The sequence below is a fragment of the Frankia sp. CcI49 genome, assembly GCF_001983215.1.
Lineage (GTDB): Bacteria > Actinomycetota > Actinomycetes > Frankiales > Frankiaceae > Parafrankia > Parafrankia irregularis.
Genome location: NZ_MOWP01000014.1, coordinates 337,271 through 354,506, shown reverse-complemented (window position 1 = coordinate 354,506; position 17,236 = coordinate 337,271). Strand labels below are relative to the sequence as shown.

The following is a 17,236-nucleotide window of genomic DNA, read 5'->3' as shown; positions in this document are numbered from 1 at the left end:
CCCCATGGATGTGCGTGGCACGACGGTCCGTAGCGACGCCGGCCTTTTCGGCTACGAGAGGGCGCTGACCCGCTGCGGCCTCGGACCGGTGGCGGGTGTGGACGAAGCAGGCCGGGGCGCCTGCGCGGGGCCGCTGGTGGTCGCCGCGGTGATCCTGCACCCAGGTCGGACCCGCCGGCTCGCACGTCTCAACGACTCGAAGCTGCTCACCGAGCGCGTCCGCGAGGAGGTCTACGCGGACGTGCTGGCCAGCSCCGCGGCGGTGGCGACCGTCGTCGTTCCCGCCGCGGACATCGACCAAATCGGCGTGCACGTCGCCAACATCATGGGCATGCGTCGGGCTGTCGCACGCCTCGGTGTCTCGCCGGGCTATGTGCTGACGGACGGGTTCGCGGTAGAGGGATTCGGGGTGGAGTCGCTGGCAGTGATCAAGGGAGACCGGGCTGTCGGGTGCATCGCCGCGGCGTCCGTCGTGGCCAAGGTGACCAGGGACCGGATCATGCGTTGTCTGCACGAGCAGTACGCCGAGTACGATTTCGCGCAGCACAAGGGCTACGTCACCGCGGCGCACACCGCCGCGTTGGCGCGGTACGGGCCGTGCGCCGAGCACCGCCTGTCATATGTCAACGTCGCCGCCCAGGCGGGGCTGGCGGGGAAAACAAGATTGCTGCGGCTGGAGGAAAGAGTTGCTATGACCAGCCTGCGTGGCGCCACGGAGAGCGCATGAGCGCGGAGGATCTCGAAAAGTACGAGACCGAGATGGAACTCCAGCTTTACCGCGAGTACCGCGACGTGGTGGGGCTGTTCTCGTATGTGATCGAGACCGAGCGGCGGTTCTATCTGGCGAACGACTATCAGATCGAGATCCGTAACAGCTCGGATGGCGAGGTCTTCTTCGAGCTCACGCTGCGGGACGCCTGGGTGTGGGACATGTTCCGGCCCGCTCGTTTCGTGAAGAACGTTCGAGTTGTCACGTTCAAGGACATCAATGTCGAGGAACTGACCAAGGCCGAGCTCTGAGCGCCAGGTCCTGAGCGCTGGATTCCTCGGTCCGTCCGGCGTGTCCGGTATGTCCGGCGCGGCGGGGTCACCTGAGACGTGGAGGGGTGCCGGTCCGCCGGTTGCCCGGTGGCGCGCCGTACATCGTTGCCGCTCTGTGGATGAAAGCTGGTTATCCACAGGGAGCCGATTGAAGCGTCTCCGCGGGGCGAGAGCGCGGAACCTGATCTCACCGGAGGGCGTGCGACCCCCGGTGAGACGGAGCCTCGGATGCGGGTCAGTCAGCGGTTCGGCCGGTTCGGCGAGGATGTCGCGGCCGAGCATCTGTGCGCCGAGGGCGCGGAGATCCTCGCCCGCAACTGGCGGTGTCGTGAGGGCGAGATCGATATCGTCGCGCGCCACGGCGACATTCTTGTCTTCTGCGAGGTCAAGGCACGTAGCGGGTCAGGCTACGGAAGCGGCGCCGCCGCGGTCGTCGGTCGCAAGGCCGCCCGTATCCGGCGCCTTGCCGTCCGCTGGCTCGCCGAACATCCCCATCCCCCCGCCGTGGTGCGATTCGATGTTCTCGAGGTCTATCGGGAACAGCAGGGGCCGGTCCGGGTCGAGCACCGCCGGGGAGCCTTCTGATGGCTCTCGCCCGCTCCCTGGCCGTCGCGGTGGTCGGTATCGAAGGGCGCCTCGTGGAGGTCGAGGCCGATCTGGGGCGCGGCCTGCCGGGCTTCACGCTGATCGGCCTTCCGGACGCGGCCCTGCACGAGGCGCGGGACAGGGTGCGAGCCGCGGTGGTGAACTCCCGCGAGCACTGGCCGGATCAGAAGATCACAGTTGGGCTGTTCCCGGCGACCCTTCCAAAGTCCGGCAGCGGATTCGATCTCGCGATGGCCGCTGCCATTCTGGGCGCGGCCGGGGCCGTGCCCTCGGGCGCACTGGCGAGCCGCATCCTGATCGGGGAACTCGCGCTCGACGGCAGGCTCCGCCCGGTGCGAGGCGTACTCCCCGCCGTTCTGGCCGCCGTTGAGGCAGGCCTGGAGCGGATTGTTGTGCCCGTCGCGAACGCCGCGGAGGCCTCGCTGGTTCCCGATGCCGTCATCGAGCCCATGCACGACCTCGCAGGTGTGTTGGCGCTGCTGCGTGGCCGGCCGACGGCTGTGCTCCTCCCGGCAGGCGCCGCGCAGCCGGTCGATCCGGGGGAGCCGGCCGATCCAGGGGAGACGATGCCCGATCTGGCGGACGTCGCGGGGCAGGTCCGAGGACGGCTGGCAGTGGAGGTGGCCGCCGCGGGTGGTCATCACCTGTTCATGCTGGGGCCGCCCGGCTCCGGCAAGTCGATGCTGGCGGAGCGGCTGCCGGGCCTGTTGCCCACGCTGGACTTCAGGGCAGCACTGGAGGTCACGGCCGTGCATTCGGTGGCGGGCGTTCTACCGGTCGGCCGGCCGCTCGTCACCCGGCCACCGTTTCGGAACCCGCATCACTCGGCCACCCCCGCCGCGCTCATCGGCTCCGGCTCCCCGGCCATCCGCCCGGGTCTCGCCAGCCAGGCCCACCACGGGGTGCTCTTTCTCGATGAAAGCCCGGAATTCGGGCGTAGCAGTCTCGATGCTCTGCGCCAGCCGTTGGAGAGCGGCCTGATCGAGGTCGCGAGAGCCCGGGCCACCACCCGCTTCCCGGCGCGCTTCCTGCTGGTCCTGGCGGCGAACCCGTGCCCCTGTTCACGTGCCCGCGGCCCGCGGGACGCCCGTTGCGACTGCCCGAGCACGGTTCGTCGGCGTTACCTGGCGCGGTTGTCAGGCCCACTGCTGGACCGGATCGACATTCAGGTCCAGCTGAACTCGCCGAGCCGGGCGGAGCTGAAAGCGGACCGAGGGCACGCGAGCTCCTCCAGGACGATCGCGGAGCGAGTGGCACGCGCACGTTCCGCGATGGAGAAGAGGTTCGCCGGCACGCCGTGGCGCCGTAACTCCGACGTGCCCGGGCCCGCCTGGCGACATCGGTGGCCGTTGCTCCCGGAGGCGACCCGCCTCGCGGACCGTGCGTTCGACCGTGGGCTGCTCACGGCACGTGGGCTGGACCGGGTGTTCCGCGTCGCCTGGACGATCGCGGACCTGGCGGAGGTTGAACGGCCTGGCGCTGCCGAGGTCGGCCTCGCCCTCGATCTGCGGCTGCCGGGGTGGTCGGCATGAGCAGGCCGTCGGATCACCTGTCAGGGCCGTCTCCGGTGGCGCCGGTGGCGGGTGGTGAAGTCGACGCGCGTCGACTTGCGCGCGTCGGCCTCAGCCGGATCGCCGCTCCGGCCCGGGCGTCACTGCGCGAGCAGTTGCAGGCGGTCGGCGAGGTGGCCCTGTGGGAGCGGCTCAGGGCGCAGCATCCTGGTGTCGATCCGCGGCAGGATATCGAGGCCGCGGAGCGGGTCGGAGCTCGCCCACTGTGCCCGGGCGATCCGGACTGGCCGGCTGGGCTCGACGTCCTCGACCGGATCGGTGGCGACAAGAGTGGCGACGACGGGATGCCCCTCGTGCTCTGGGCTCGGGGAACGGCTGGCCTCGCCGACATCACCCGGCGGGCGGTGGCGGTCGTCGGCTGTCGCGCGGCCACGGACTATGGCCTTCACCAGGCCCAGGAACTCGGCTTCGGGCTCGCTGAACGCGGCTGGACCATCGTGTCCGGAGCTGCGTTCGGCGTCGACGCGGCCGCGCATCGCGGTGCGCTCGCCGCCGGGGGATCGACGATCGCGGTCCTGGCGGGTGGCGTCGACGTGCCCTACCCGGCTGCCCACGCCGACCTGCTTGACGAGATCGCGGCCTCCGGTCTGGTACTCAGCGAGACTCCCCCGGGGAGCCCGCCCTACCGGCGCCGCTTCCTGACCCGGAACAGGATCATCGCGGCGCTTGGTGCGGGCACGGTACTCGTGGAGGCGGGTGTGCGCAGCGGCGCACTGAACACGGTCCGTCATGCCCGCCGCCTCGGCCGCACCGTGATGGCGGTCCCAGGGCCGGTCACCAGCGCGATGAGTGCTGGCTGCCACCGGTTGCTGCGTGATCAGCGCGAAGAGACGGCGCTGGTCACCTGCGCGGGCGAGGTCTGTGAGGAGATCGGCGAGATCGGTGAGCTGGCGCCCCGACCGAGCGGCCCGACGCGAGCCCGTGACGGCCTAGCGGACCTCGTCCTGCAGCTGCTGGACGTGATGCCAGCCCGTTCGGCCATCGGAGTGGCGGCACTTGCCCGCCGGGTCGACTGTCCTCCCGGAACGGTGCTGGCACTGCTCGGGCCGCTGGCCGTGGAGGGTCTGGTCGAGGCGACCCCGGCGGGCTACCGGCTGACGGCGCTGGGAAGATCATCCTCTCAGGCGGGTGGTGGCAGGGCTGCCCGCAAATCGTGAACGGCTGCCTGGCGGCTGGGGCTCTCGGGTCCTGCCCGGCAGCAGCTCGAAGCTGGCCGTCGAGTAGCCGGCAGGCTGTGGAGCCGCTCGATCAGTCAGGGGATATGAGCTCGGCGGCCGTGTGGATGCCGTCGGCCAGATCGCCGAGCGCGCAACGACCGTTATCGGCATCGATATCATTACATCCAGCGATCTGATGGCGCCCAGAAGCGAATTGAACCGACGCCCTTCGCGCTAGGGGTGAAAAGTATGGAAACCAGTCCTCCGGTTGAACCACACGAGAAAGGCATGATCCCGGTCGGTGACGGTAACTTCGTCTACTGGGAGGTCTGCGGTAACCCGCAGGGGAAGCCTGCGCTCGTCGTTCACGGTGGGCCCGGATCGGGTTGCTCGGTAGGCGCCCGTCGGTTTCCTCACCTCGACCGATTCCGAGTGGTGCTCTTCGATCAGCGGGGCTGTGGACGTAGCATCCCGCACGCGAGTGATCCGGCTACCGATATGCGTTGTAACACCACGGAGCACCTGCTGGCCGACATGGAGGTGCTCCGTGAGCACCTCAACGTCGAGAAGTGGCTGCTCTTCGGAGGATCGTGGGGGTCGACGCTGGCGCTCGCCTACGCCGAGCGGCATCCGGGCCGGGTCTCGGAGATCGTCATCCCCGGAGTCACCATGACGCGGCGTGCGGAGATCGACTGGCTGTACCGCGGGGTGGCGAGGTTCTTCCCGCAGGAGTGGGAGCGGTTCCGTTCCGCCACGTCCGGGGCTGGCGGTGAGGGTGATCTGGTCAAGGCCTACGCGTGCCTGATGGAAGATCCCGACCCGCAGGTGCGGGCACGGGCTGCCGAGGCGTGGTGTGCCTGGGAGGACGCGGTCATCTCCCTGGAGCCGAACGGACGGCGGAACGCCTACAGCGGTCGTCCGCTGGCAGCCCGCCTCGCGCTCGTCCGCATCTGCGCGCACTACTTCGCCCACGGCGCCTGGCTGGAGGAGGACGTCCTGCTGCGTAATGCAGGGCGTCTGGCAGGAATACCCGGGGTGTTGATCCACGGTCGCCATGACCTGGGCAGCACCTTCCAGACCGCGTGGGAGCTTGCTGGCGCCTGGCCCGGCGCGGAACTCGTCCCCGTCACCGACGCCGGCCACACGGGCAGCGACACCATGCGCAGCCAGATTCACCGTGCCCTCACCAGATTCGCTCCGGGATGACCGGTGTGACCTCCAGTCTCGGTACGGCGCGGGCCGGGGCAGCGTGCATGTTCCTGACCGGAGTCAGCGCAATTCCGCCGAACATTTGCGCAGGGCTATCCGAGCAGTGGGAGCAGCCGGGGGCGGATCCGGTGGAAGAAGGCGAGCGGGTTGAGGTATTCCGCGCCGCGTAGAAGCCCCCAGTGCAGGCAGGCCGCGGTCGGGCAGCCGGAATGCCCCGCTTCGAGGAGCCCGATCTGCTCTCCCGTGGCGACCTGGTCACCTTCGTGCACGAGTGGACGTACAGGTTCGTAGGTGGTGCGCAGCGAGCCGTGCACGACGGTGACGACCCACCGGTCGCCGACCCAGCCCGCGAAGCCGACGACCCCGGAGCGGGCGGCTGCGACCGGGCTGCCCGGCGGGGAACTCAGATCGACCCCACGGTGCCCTGGGCCGAAAGGGTGCTCAGGTGCCTGAAACGCCCGCGCCACCGTGACGGCGCCTGGCAGTGGCCAGGTCCACCCGGCGGCGTCGCCGGCCGGCTCGGATCGCACCGGCGCGGTTACTGCCGGCTGGCTCGGGACCGGGGTGCTGACGGATGCCCGGATCGGCACCCGCCCTGGGCAGACGAGCGCGATCATCAGCGCGAGCAGCGGGATGACCAGCACGGCCGGGTCGAGGCGCGGTGGGTGGGACACAGCGGTTCGCCTCCGGATCGGCAGACACGACGAACTGTCCTTGTGGTGGAGCCGCCCTGGTGCCTTGTGGCGGAGCGGCCCCGATGGATGAGCGGCGGTCGGGCCCTTCGGGTCGGTTCCGACCGCCGCTCTGCTGGCCGGCGGGGGCGCCCGGTTTGGCCAGCAACACAAGGGTGCACGAATCCGCCATCAAACGGTGGCTAATGAAGTCTGTTGTGGATAAACGAAAACGAAAGGGGTCGCGCCGAGTCTCTGTGTGACCTCTTCGGTTTCGCCCGGCAGAGGCCGCCGATCCGGAGCGTCGCGCCGAGCTTCCGGGTTCGGTAGCGCGCTTGCCGCGGTTGCCGGGCTGGCGGGCCGTCCGACCAGCAGCTCCGCGGCCGTCCCTCCGGGCGGGCGGCCCCGGGCCTCGGTCAGGGAGCGGTCACGGAGGCCGGGTATCATTGGCGGGAGTCCATCTGCCGAGGTCGCCTCGGCGTTGTTGGTGTCCCGGCCGCCCGGCTGGGCCGTCTGTGGCGCCGTGGGCCCCATTGGCGGTGGTCGGCGGCCGGCAGCAGCCGGTCTCCGACCATTTCGGTGGGCTCAGTTCGCACGCCTGCTCCCGGTCACGACCGGGAGGGCCTCCTCGGTCCGCCGCCCCGCGGCGGCCACGGCCAGTCGGGCGTCAGGGGTCTCCGGCTCTCGCCGGGGCCGTCACAACCGAGGCGTCCCGGTCAACGTGCCGGGCGAGAAGGGAGCGACGCCAGTCATGGCCGTCGTCACCATGAAGCAGCTCCTGGAGAGCGGCGTCCACTTCGGGCACCAGACGAAGCGCTGGAACCCGAAGATGAAGCGCTACATCTTCACCGAGCGCAACGGCATCTACATCATCGACCTCCAGCAGACCCTGTCCTACATCGACCGGGCCTACGACTTCGTCAAGGAGACGGTCGCCCACGGTGGGACCGTTCTGTTCATCGGGACGAAGAAGCAGGCGCAGGAGGCGATCGAGGAGCAGGCCCTGCGGGTCGGCATGCCCTTCGTCAAGGAGCGTTGGCTGGGCGGCATGCTGACGAACTTCTCCACGGTCTACAAGCGTCTCCAGCGGCTCAAGGAGCTCGAGGAGATCGAGCTGACCGGTGGCACCGAGGTCCGCACGAAGAAGGAACAGCTCGTGCTGACCCGGGAGAAGGCGAAGCTCGAGCGCACCCTCGGCGGTATCCGTGACATGAGCCGGGTGCCGAGTGCGGTCTGGGTCGTTGACACCAAGAAGGAGCACATCGCCGTCGGTGAGGCCCGCAAGCTGGGTATCCCGGTCGTGGCGATCCTGGACACCAACTGCGACCCGGACGAGGTCGACTACCCGATTCCGGGCAACGACGACGCGATCCGCAGCGCTGCCCTGCTCACCCGGGTCGTCGCGGACGCGGTGGCCGAGGGCCTGATGTCACGCGCCGGCGCGTCGAGCAACGCCGAGGCGAAGCCCGAGCAGTCCACGGGTGAGGAGCCGCTGGCCGAGTGGGAGCAGGCGCTGCTGCGCGGCGACGCCGCTCCCGCCGCGGCCGAGCCCGTCGTGGCCGAGCCCGCTGCGGCCGAGCCGGCTGCGGCCGCTTCCGCGGCGGCGAGTGAGCCCACGGCCGCCGAGGGCCAGCAGGAGGAGCAGCAGGAGCAGCCCCAGCCGGATGCGGTCGGCACCGCCGTCTGACAAAGCCAGACCCGACCTCGCGACGTCTCCCGGTGGTCTGCGCGTACCGCCGTGAGACGTTGCTCCAGCCCCGCCGCCCGGCAGCCGGGCGGCGGGGTAGGCGTCCGTCCGGGAGGCCGTCGACCGCCGCTGGCGGCGGCGGTCGGAGTGGGTGGCGCCCGTGCGGCGGCGTCGCGTAGTCCCGACGTCGAGACTTCCAGCAACGCTGACCATCGCCAGCAATCGGAACTGACGAGAAGAGCACCATGGCAGACATCACAGCCGCCGACATCCGCAAGCTCCGGGAACTCACCGGCGCCGGGATGAGCGACGTCAAGAAGGCGCTTGTCGATCACGACGGCGACTTCGAGAAGGCCAAGTCCTGGCTGCGGGAGAAGGGTCTCGCGGGCGTCGCCAAGCGCGCGGGCCGCAGCACGGTGAACGGGCTTGTCGAGTCCTACCTCCACCGCACCGACCCGCAGCTTCCGCCGACGCTCGGCGTCCTCGTGGAGCTTCGCTGCGAGACCGACTTCGTCGCCAAGACGGAGGACTTCAAGCAGCTCGCGCGTGACCTCGCTCAGCACATCGCGGCGGCCGACCCGCTGTACGTGACCGCGGAGCAGATCCCGAACGAGGTGCTGGAAGCCGAGCGGAAGATCTACGAGGCGGCGGCCCGCGAAGAGGGCAAGAACGAGAACGCCATCCCGAAGATCGTCGAGGGCAAGGTCAACGGCTACATCAAGAGCGCGGTGCTGCTCGACCAGCCCTGGGTGAAGGATGGCAAGATCACCATCCGTGCCCTGCTGGAGCAGGCGGGCTCCTCACTCGGTGAGAAGATCGAGGTGGGCCGGTTCGCGCGGTTCAACGTGCGGCAGGCCTGAGTAGGCGCTCGCCACGCCGGTGGGGAGAGACGGCCGGGCATCTGGCAGGGGATGAACCCTCTGCGGATGTCCGGCCGACGTCGGTTTGCGGTCCTTCGCCTCTGCGGCCCCTCGCGTTCGCGGGCATCACACGGCACACGGTGACGTTTGGCGGCGCGATCTGCACCGGCCCGATCCGGGGCCGGCCACAGTTCGCGCTCGTCGACGCGCCACGCGGCCCCACGGGCAGCCGTGCCTGAGTCGTGCGGCAGACTGCAGTCAGCATGAACGTCCCAGGCCGATGATCCCGGCTAACGGCGAAGGAGCCTCCCCGTGACCGATGACGCCTACAACGCCGTGGGTGCAGTCGACTCTGGAGACCGCACTGACACCCAGCCGCGATGGACCCGGGTGCTGCTGAAGCTCTCCGGTGAGGCGTTCGCCGGCGGGGAGCCGCTGGGGATCGACCCCGTCACCCTTTCGACGATCGCACGCCAGATCGCCGGGGTGAGCCGGTCGGGTATCGAGGTCGCCATCGTCGTCGGCGCGGGAAACATGTTCCGCGGGCAGGCCCTGGCCGAGCGTGGGATGGACCGCGCCCGGGCCGACTACATGGGCATGCTCGGAACGGTGATCAACTGCCTCGCGCTGCAGGACGTCCTCGAGCGGGAAGGCATCGTGACGCGGGTGCAGACGGCGATCGCCATGGGCCAGGTCGCCGAGCCCTACCTTCCCCTGCGGGCGATCCGCCATCTGGAGAAGGGCCGAGTGGTGATCTTCGGTGCGGGTCTGGGGGCGCCTTTCTTCTCGACTGACACCACGGCCGCCCAGCGGGCGCTGGAGGTCAAGGCCCAGGCGGTGCTCAAGGCGACGAAGGTCGACGGGGTCTACGACTCCGACCCTGCGACGAATCCCGCCGCCGTTCGGTTCGACACCCTCACTTACGGTGAGGTTCTCGCGCGCGGCCTGAAAGTGATGGACGCGACCGCGATCAGCCTGTGCATGGACAACGACCTGCCGATCGTCGTCTTCGATCTCCTCACCGAGGGGAACATCTCCCGGGCTGTCCGGGGTGAGAAGATCGGCACGTTGGTCGGTGTCGAAACGTACGGAACGGAAGGTACGCGGTGATCGACGACACGCTCCTCGAGGCCGAGGAGAAGATGGACAAGGCAGTCTCGGTCGCCAAGGAGGACTTCGGGAACATCCGGACCGGCCGCATCACCCCGGCGGTCTTCGGGAAGGTCCTCGTTGACTACTACGGTGCGCCGACCCCTGTCCAGCAGCTCGCCTCGTTCCACATCCCCGAGCCGCGCATGGTCATCATCACCCCCTACGACAAGTCGTCGCTGGGTGCGGTGGAGAAGGCCGTCCGGGACTCGGACCTCGGGGTGAACCCGAGCAACGACGGTGCGATCATCCGCTGCGTCTTTCCGGAGCTCTCCGAACAGCGCCGCCGTGAGCTGGTGAAGGTGGCCCGCACCAAGGCCGAGGAGGCCCGGGTCAGCATCCRCAACATCCGGCGCCACGCCAAGGACGCCATCGACCGTATCGTCCGTGACGGTGACGCCGGCGAGGACGAGGGCCGGCGTGGCGAGAAGGATCTCGACGAGGCGACCCACCGGTACGTCGCGCAGGTCGATGAACTTCTCCGCGTCAAGGAGTCGGACCTGCTCTCGGTCTGACCCCCGAGCAGCGTTCAGCCATATGCGGCACCGTGCCCATCCGCCACCTCGGACCATCCAGGGGTGGCGTGCCGGGCGTGCCGGTAGGAACGGATGGGATGGGCGGAGCGGTGAGTATCCCGGCCCTGGGAATGCCGCCCGAGGACACGGCTGTGACTGACCGCGCCGACACGCCTGACGACCCGGGACGGGACGGTCTCCGAACGGAGCAGCACGGCTTCGTCCCGGCGGACGGGCCTGCTCCGGGCGGCCATGCCTCGAACGGCATCGGTGGTCCGCACGGCATCGGTGGTCCGCACGGTGCCGGCGGTTCGAACGGTGCCGCCGGTTCGAACGGTGCCGCCGGCTCGGAGCGGGTCACCCGACCGCTGGCCGGGGACGTTGATCTCGCGTCCGCCCCGGTCGTCGGGCCAGGTACCGGTCGCGGCGGTGATGCGGCGGGCCGCGGGCCGGCAGCCCAGCCGCCGTTGGAAGGCGACCAGCAGCCGGCCGCGGGGGGCCTGCCCGCGAAGAACACCGCGAAGAGCGGCCGGCGGGTGATCCGGGCCGGCCGTGACCTCCCCGCCGCGATCGCGGTGGGGATCGTCCTCGGCGCGGTGATCCTCGTCCCGCTGTTCACCTTCTACCCGATCTGGGTGGGCGTGGTCAGCGCCGCGGTGGCGATCGGGACCTACGAGGTCGTCCGTGCGCTGCACGTCGCGGGGATGACGGTCCCGCTGGTCCCACTGGCGGCGGGTGCCGTCGCGATGCCTGTCGCGGCCTACGGCGCCGGTACGAACGGACTCGTGCTGGCCCTGGCGGGCACCATCCTCGCCGCCGTCGCCGTCCGTGGCGTGCGCGATCCCACGACGGCGAACAGCGCGGCACGGTTGCGGGACTTCGCGGCCTGCGCCTTCACCGCCGCGTACGTCGGCTTTCCGGCCGGCTTCGCCACCCTGCTGACCTCCGCGCCGGACGGCCACTGGCGCACCATCGCGTTCCTCGGCACGGTGGTCGCCAGCGACATCGGCGGCTACACGGCAGGTGTGCTCTCGGGCGGCCGTCACAAGCTGGCTCCGTCGGTTTCGCCCGGCAAGTCGTGGGAGGGCTTCGCCGGGTCGATCGTCGGCTGCGTCATCGTCGGCGCCGTCCTGATGACCTGGCCGCTGGACGGCGAGATCTGGCAGGGAGCGCTGCTCGGGGTGGCCACCGCCTGTTCCGCGACTGTGGGTGACCTGGGCGAGTCGCTGCTCAAGCGGGACATCGGCATCAAGGACATGGGCAGTCTGCTGCCCGGCCACGGCGGGATCATGGACCGCCTCGACTCCCTGCTGTGCACGGCCCCGGTGGCCTGGCTGCTCATCACCGCGTTCCTCGGCTGACCGGGCCGACCTCGACTGACCGGGCGAGGCTCAGCGGGGCCGCGGGCGCGTTCTGACCGGCGCAGACCCGGGGCGGCGAACGGGCCTCGTGGATCACCGGGGCGCCGTCTCGCCGGACTGCCTGGCAGACTGGACAGGCGATGACTGCCACGACCGCCGATTCCGGAGACCTCCTGCCACTGGTGGCAGGGCGGTCTCGCCCGCCGCGTCACCTCGCGGACCTCTCCCGCGACGAACGGCGTGCCGTGGCCGAGTCGCTTGGCCTGCCGGCCTTCCGGGCCGACCAGCTCGCCCGGCACTACTTCGCCCGTCATCTGCGGGCCGAGGACGCCGCCGCGATGACCGACCTGCCCGCGCAGGTCCGGGCGACGCTCGTCGACTCGCTGCTGCCGCGGCTGCTCACCGCCGCCACCACGGCGGACTGCGACGGTGGCCAGACCCGCAAGACCGTCTGGCGCACGGTTGACGGCGCCAAGATCGAGTCCGTGCTGATGCGATACCCGCAGCGGACAACCGTCTGTGTCTCGAGCCAGGCGGGCTGCGGTATGGCCTGTCCCTTCTGCGCGACGGGCCAGGGTGGTCTCACCCGCAACCTCTCGACGGCCGAGATCGTCGAACAGGTGGTGGACGCGGCTCGCACGATGACTCGGGGCGGCCTGCCCGGTGGGCCCGGCAGGTTGTCCAACGTGGTGTTCATGGGCATGGGCGAGCCGTTGGCGAACTACAACGCCCTGCTCGCCGCGCTGCGGCGGCTCGTCGAGCCCACGCCGGACGGTCTCGGTCTCTCGGCGCGGAGCCTGACGGTGAGCACGGTGGGCCWGGTGCCGGGGATCCGCCGGCTGGCCGGTGAGGGGCTTCCGGTGACGCTCGCGCTCTCGCTGCACGCACCGGACGACGAGCTGCGCAACGAGCTCGTTCCGATCAACACGCGGTGGCCCGTGGCCGAGGTCCTCGAGGCTGCCTGGGACTACGCCCGCATCACCGGCCGGCGGGTGAGCATCGAATACGCGCTGATCGACGGCGTCAACGACTCTCCCGAGCGGGCGGACGCCCTCGGCGCCCTGCTCGCCGGCCAGCTGGCACATGTGAACCTGATCCCGCTCAACCCGACGGACGGCTCGTCCTGGCAGGCGAGCGCCCCCCGCGGCCAGCGGGTCTTCGTGGATCGACTGCGAGCCCGGGGCGTCACGGCGACAGTGCGCGACACCCGCGGCCGGGAGATCGCCGCCGCGTGCGGCCAGCTCGCGGCCGAACCGCCGGCCCGTCGGCGGACGGGGCGCTAGCCGTGGCGTTCGGGAGCCCTGCCGGGCGTCGGCGAGGCAACGGCCGGCCCGGTGCCGGTTCGGCGAGGTCGACCGGCGGATCAGCGAGACCTGGTGTCGGTTCGGCGAGATCTGGTGTCGGTTCGGCGAGGTCGGCCGCGGGCTCGGCGAGGTCGGCCGCGGGCCGGGTGCGGGCTCGCTCCGGTGCGCTGCGCAACGGCTCCCGGCCGAACAGCACGCTCTGGCTGCCGATCACCGCCGCGGCGGGGGTGCTCCTCCTGCTGCTCTGGTATGCGATGTCACAGTCCCCGTCGGGCAAGTCCGATGCCGCGGCGCCGGTCGCGACCGCGCTGGGCAGGGCAGGGGCTTCGGGTGCGGCCGCGCTGGCCGCGCTTCCCACCGTGCCGGCGCCGCCGGCCAGCGGCTGCCAGACGGGCAAGAGCCTGCCGTCCGGGGTCACCACCGAGACCGTCACCGTCGCGGGCACGGATCGGCAGTACCGGCTCGCCGTGCCCCAGGGCGCCAGGGCGGGCACGGCGCTTCCGCTCGTCGTCAACCTGCACGACCGCGACCAGTCCGTGGACCAGCTGGAGCAGTACACCGGGATGGCTGACGCGGGGACCAGATCGGGCTATGCGGTCGTCACCCCGGTCGGCGTGTCCGCCCGGTGGAACCTCACCCGCTCGGCCGAGGTCGGCCCCGACGACGTTCTGTTCATCGGCACGGTGCTCAACGACCTGACGGGCCGGATGTGCCTCGACCCGAAGCGGGTGTTCGCCAGCGGCTTCTCCGATGGCGCCGACATGGTGCTGGAGCTCGCCTGCGCGCTGCCCGACCGGTTCGCGGCCGTGGTCACGGTCGCGGCGAGCCGGGTCCCGGACGACTGCGCGGATCCGCGCGCGAACCTGCTCGAGATGCACGGAACCGCGGACGCGATCGCTCCCTGGGACGGCGGCGGCCCGGCCCGTACCGCGCCCTTCGCGGGACTGGTCGCGCAGCCCGTCGAGAGCCGCACCGACCGGTACGCCAGGGCGTTCGGCTGCGGCGGTGAGCATTCCGCCGGCGCGGAGATGTCCAGCGCCGCCCTCACTGCCTGGACGTCCTGCCCGACGGGCAAGGACGTCGGGGTGCTGGCCATCAAGGGCGGTGGTCACACCTGGCCGGGCGCGGCCGCGCGGCCCGAGCTCGGGGCCACCGTGTCGAACCTGAGCGCGACCGTCGTCGCCCTGGAGTTCTTCGGCGGGCATCCGGCCGACGGCCGGACGGTCACCGGTGGGGGTGCTTCCGGCGGCGGTGGCACGGCCGGGGGCGGTGCGACCAGGCCGGCCGTTCCCACGACGAGCCCGGCACCGGCGTCCGCGACGAGGTCGGCAGGCCCGGAACCGTCCGCATCCGCGGTACCGGATAGCACCACCGAGCCCACGACCGGACCGACTCCGTCCCCCACTCCAGTGGTCCCCTCTGTGTCCGCCACCGCATCGGCGAGCCCGGCGGCCGCCGGCGGGTGAGGGTTGACGCCAGGTGAGAGGCCAGTGGCTACGGGGCAGGTCAGCGTATTCGGTGCTGACCGCGGGTAGGCGCGGGTGCACCCAATGCACACCTTCGGGTTGCACCTGTCAGGAACCGAACAGGCCTCGGTCCAAGCGTCGAAGGGCCTGCGAGAATGGGCGGTGTGGCGGAGGCTTCGGTCCAGCGTGAAGTGGTTCTGCTCGGGTCCACCGGCTCGATCGGAACCCAGGCGATAGATGTCGTACGCCGCAACCCGGACAGGTTCCGGGTGGTGGCGCTGATGGGCGGCGGGTCACGGGTGGACCTGCTCGCGGAGCAGGCGCTCGATCTCGGCGTCGAGGCGGTCGGTGTGGCCGCCGCGTCCGCGGCGCAGGACCTGCAGCTCGCGTTCTTCGCGGAGGCGTCCCGGCGCGGGTACCGCCGCGGGGAGTTCGCGGTTCCCAAGATTCTCGCGGGGCCCGACGCGGCCGTCGAGATCGCGTCCTGGCCGGCGGACATCGTTCTCAACGGGGTGTCGGGCTCGGTCGGGCTCGCCCCGACCCTGGCGGCGCTCAAGGCAGGCGCGACGGTGGGCCTGGCGAACAAGGAGTCCCTGGTCGCCGGCGGCCCGCTGGTGCTCGAGGCGCTGGGCGGCAATCCCGACCGGCTCGTGCCGGTGGACTCCGAGCACTCCGCGCTGGCCCAGTGCCTGCGCGGGGGGCGGCGCGAGGAGGTCCACAAGCTGGTGCTGACCGCCAGCGGCGGTCCGTTCCGCGGGCGGAGCCGGGACGAGCTGGCCGGCGTCACCCGCGAGCAGGCGCTCGCGCATCCGACGTGGGCGATGGGGCCACTGGTCACCATCAACTCGGCGACGCTGATGAACAAGGGCCTCGAGCTGATCGAGGCGCACCTGTTCTTCGGGGTGCCCTACGACGACATCGAGGTCGTCGTTCATCCGCAGTCGCTGGTCCACTCGATGGTCGAGTTCACCGACGGTTCGACCATCGCGCAGGTGTCGCCGCCGGACATGCGGCTGCCCATCGCCCTGGCGCTGGGGTGGCCGGACCGGGTGCCCCTGGCACAGCCGCCGATGGACTGGACCCGGCCGCAGTCGCTGACCTTCGAGCCACTCGACACCGTCGCGTTCCCCGCGGTCGACCTCGCCCGGACGGCGGGCCGGCTCGGTGGCACCGCTCCGGCGGTGTTCAATGCGGCGAACGAGGAGGCCGTCGCGGCCTTCCTCGCGGGTGGGCTGCCGTTCGTCCGTATCGTCGACCTGGTGGCTGAGGTGGTGGAAGCGCACGAGGTGATCGCCCGTCCGACGTTGGACGAGGTGTTCGAGACCGAGCGCGAGGCCCGGGCCGCGGCGAACCGTCTGATCGAACAGGCCGGTGGGCGGCCTGTGGCGGCCGGAGGACGTGCTTGATGGCAGCCCTGGGCATCGCAGCCTTCGTCCTCGCCCTGTTCGTCTCGGTCGTCCTGCACGAGGCCKGGCACTTCGTCACGGCCCGGTACTTCGGGATGAAGGCGTCCCGCTTCTTCGTCGGTTTCGGCCCCACCCTGTGGTCGAAGCAGCGCGGGGAGACCGAGTACGGGGTGAAGGCCATCCCGGCCGGCGGGTTCGTCAAGATCGAGGGAATGACCTCCCTCGAGGAGATCGACCCGGCTGACGAGCCGCGGGCCTTCTACAAGGCCCCGGCACGGGCGAGGCTGGTCGTGATGTCCGCGGGCTCGTTCGTCCACTTCGTCATCGCGATCGTGCTGATCTACGGCGTGCTGGTCACCCTCGGCACCAAGCAGACCAGCGAGACGCTGATCGGGGAGACGACGTGCCTGCCCGCGGCGGGCCAGACCGAGTGCACCGGGGCCGGCCCGGCGGCGGCCGCCGGGCTGCTCAAGGGCGACCGGGTGGTGAGCTTCGAGGGAACGTCCATCACCACGTGGGAGGACTTCACCCGGCTGGTGCGAGAGCACGGACCCGGGCCCGCCGAGCTCGTCGTCTCCCGGGACGGCCGGCAGCTGACCCTGCGCCCCGACCTCGGCGAGGTCCTGCGTGACCGCAGGACCGGCGGCGAGGGGAAGGACCCGGTCGGAGCCCTGGGAGTCAGGCCGGGGCAGGAGTCCGTTCACTACGGGGTGCTCGGAGCCGTTCCGGAGACCTTCAAGGTGATCGGCTCCGGGTTCACCGGGATGTACGACACGTTCACCGAACGGCTCGATGACATCAGCCGCATCTTCGGTGACAACCGCGACGAAAGCGGTTTCATCAGTGTGGTGGGCGCGGCCCGCCTCGGTGGCGACGTGGTCACCGCGGACGAGGACTGGTCCGACCGCATCGGGGTCTTCCTGTTCCTCGTGGCCGCGATCAATCTCGCCATCGGGATCTTCAACCTGTTGCCGCTGCTACCGCTCGACGGCGGGCACATCGCGGTGCTCGGTTTCGAGCAGGCCCGACACGGGCTGCGGCGGCTGCGTGGTTACCGGGGGCCGGTGCAGCCGGTGGACTTCGCGAAGCTGTTACCAGCCACGTACGCCACGGTCGTCGTTCTCGTCGGGTTCAGTCTGATCATTCTGTCCGCCGACATCGTCAACCCCATCCGCATCAACCAGTGAGCCGCCGTGTACCCGCGGTGGCGCGCGGTGGTGGTCAGTGGACGTC

16 protein-coding genes are annotated in these 17,236 nt (G+C 70.7%); 15 read left to right on the top strand and 1 reads right to left on the bottom strand.

The window, feature by feature from the left end; all coding sequences use genetic code 11:
• Positions 1-4: 4 nt before the first annotated feature.
• From CcI49_RS13320 to pip, 6 genes are all read left to right on the top strand, one after another.
• Entirely contained in the window at positions 5-727 is a 723-nt protein-coding gene (locus CcI49_RS13320) for a ribonuclease HII (protein ID WP_076826802.1), read from the top strand.
• Positions 724-1,020 (top strand): DUF2469 domain-containing protein, encoded by a 297-nt coding sequence (locus tag CcI49_RS13315; protein ID WP_006544176.1) that lies wholly within the window; start codon positions 724-726, stop codon positions 1,018-1,020. Before CcI49_RS13320 ends, CcI49_RS13315 begins: the two co-directional genes overlap by 4 nt.
• Positions 1,021-1,269: 249 nt before the next feature.
• Positions 1,270-1,626: a YraN family protein gene (locus tag CcI49_RS13310; protein ID WP_054564997.1), complete on the top strand. Its 357-nt coding sequence runs from the start codon at positions 1,270-1,272 to the stop codon at positions 1,624-1,626.
• A complete protein-coding gene (locus CcI49_RS13305) occupies positions 1,626-3,179 on the top strand; it encodes a YifB family Mg chelatase-like AAA ATPase (RefSeq protein WP_076826800.1) in 1,554 nt (517 codons plus the stop codon). Before CcI49_RS13310 ends, CcI49_RS13305 begins: the two co-directional genes overlap by 1 nt.
• Positions 3,176-4,375 (top strand): DNA-processing protein DprA, encoded by a 1,200-nt coding sequence (dprA, locus tag CcI49_RS13300; RefSeq protein WP_054565445.1) that lies wholly within the window; start codon positions 3,176-3,178, stop codon positions 4,373-4,375. Before CcI49_RS13305 ends, dprA begins: the two co-directional genes overlap by 4 nt.
• Positions 4,376-4,624: 249 nt before the next feature.
• Complete coding sequence (pip, locus tag CcI49_RS13295) at positions 4,625-5,581, top strand: prolyl aminopeptidase (protein ID WP_076826797.1); 957 nt, start codon at positions 4,625-4,627, stop codon at positions 5,579-5,581.
• A 95-nt stretch (positions 5,582-5,676) separates the two neighbouring features.
• Here pip and CcI49_RS13290 read toward each other — a convergent pair whose 3' ends face one another.
• Positions 5,677-6,258, bottom strand: coding sequence for a M23 family metallopeptidase (locus tag CcI49_RS13290; protein ID WP_054564994.1), 582 nt, complete (start codon positions 6,256-6,258; stop codon positions 5,677-5,679).
• Positions 6,259-7,006: 748 nt separating this feature from the next.
• On the opposite strand from CcI49_RS13290, the gene rpsB reads away from it, so the two are divergent.
• The 9 genes from rpsB to CcI49_RS13245 all read left to right on the top strand — a co-directional run bounded on the left by rpsB (position 7,007) and on the right by CcI49_RS13245 (position 17,190).
• Entirely contained in the window at positions 7,007-7,942 is a 936-nt protein-coding gene (gene rpsB, locus CcI49_RS13285) for a 30S ribosomal protein S2 (protein WP_076826794.1), read from the top strand.
• A 245-nt stretch (positions 7,943-8,187) separates the two neighbouring features.
• Positions 8,188-8,802 carry a translation elongation factor Ts gene (locus tag CcI49_RS13280; protein ID WP_054564992.1) on the top strand — a complete coding sequence of 205 codons (615 nt, stop codon included), beginning with the start codon at positions 8,188-8,190 and terminating at the stop codon, positions 8,800-8,802.
• Between the two features lie 312 nt (positions 8,803-9,114).
• Positions 9,115-9,912 (top strand): UMP kinase, encoded by a 798-nt coding sequence (gene pyrH / locus CcI49_RS13275; protein ID WP_006544168.1) that lies wholly within the window; start codon positions 9,115-9,117, stop codon positions 9,910-9,912.
• Positions 9,909-10,466, top strand: a complete 558-nt coding sequence (frr, locus tag CcI49_RS13270; RefSeq protein ID WP_076826792.1) for a ribosome recycling factor — start codon at positions 9,909-9,911, stop codon at positions 10,464-10,466. The genes pyrH and frr overlap by 4 nt, the downstream gene beginning before the upstream one ends.
• 152 nt (positions 10,467-10,618) lie before the next feature.
• Entirely contained in the window at positions 10,619-11,827 is a 1,209-nt protein-coding gene (locus CcI49_RS13265; RefSeq protein ID WP_347280116.1) for a phosphatidate cytidylyltransferase, read from the top strand.
• A gap of 140 nt (positions 11,828-11,967) precedes the next feature.
• A complete protein-coding gene (rlmN, locus tag CcI49_RS13260) occupies positions 11,968-13,110 on the top strand; it encodes a 23S rRNA (adenine(2503)-C(2))-methyltransferase RlmN (protein ID WP_076826788.1) in 1,143 nt (380 codons plus the stop codon).
• 167 nt (positions 13,111-13,277) lie between these two features.
• Positions 13,278-14,597: a PHB depolymerase family esterase gene (locus tag CcI49_RS13255; protein WP_241840044.1), complete on the top strand. Its 1,320-nt coding sequence runs from the start codon at positions 13,278-13,280 to the stop codon at positions 14,595-14,597.
• A 155-nt stretch (positions 14,598-14,752) separates the two neighbouring features.
• Positions 14,753-16,003 (top strand): 1-deoxy-D-xylulose-5-phosphate reductoisomerase, encoded by a 1,251-nt coding sequence (dxr, locus tag CcI49_RS13250; protein WP_054564988.1) that lies wholly within the window; start codon positions 14,753-14,755, stop codon positions 16,001-16,003.
• Positions 16,003-17,190 (top strand): site-2 protease family protein, encoded by a 1,188-nt coding sequence (locus CcI49_RS13245; protein ID WP_076826786.1) that lies wholly within the window; start codon positions 16,003-16,005, stop codon positions 17,188-17,190. The genes dxr and CcI49_RS13245 overlap by 1 nt, the downstream gene beginning before the upstream one ends.
• Positions 17,191-17,236: the final 46 nt, after the last annotated feature.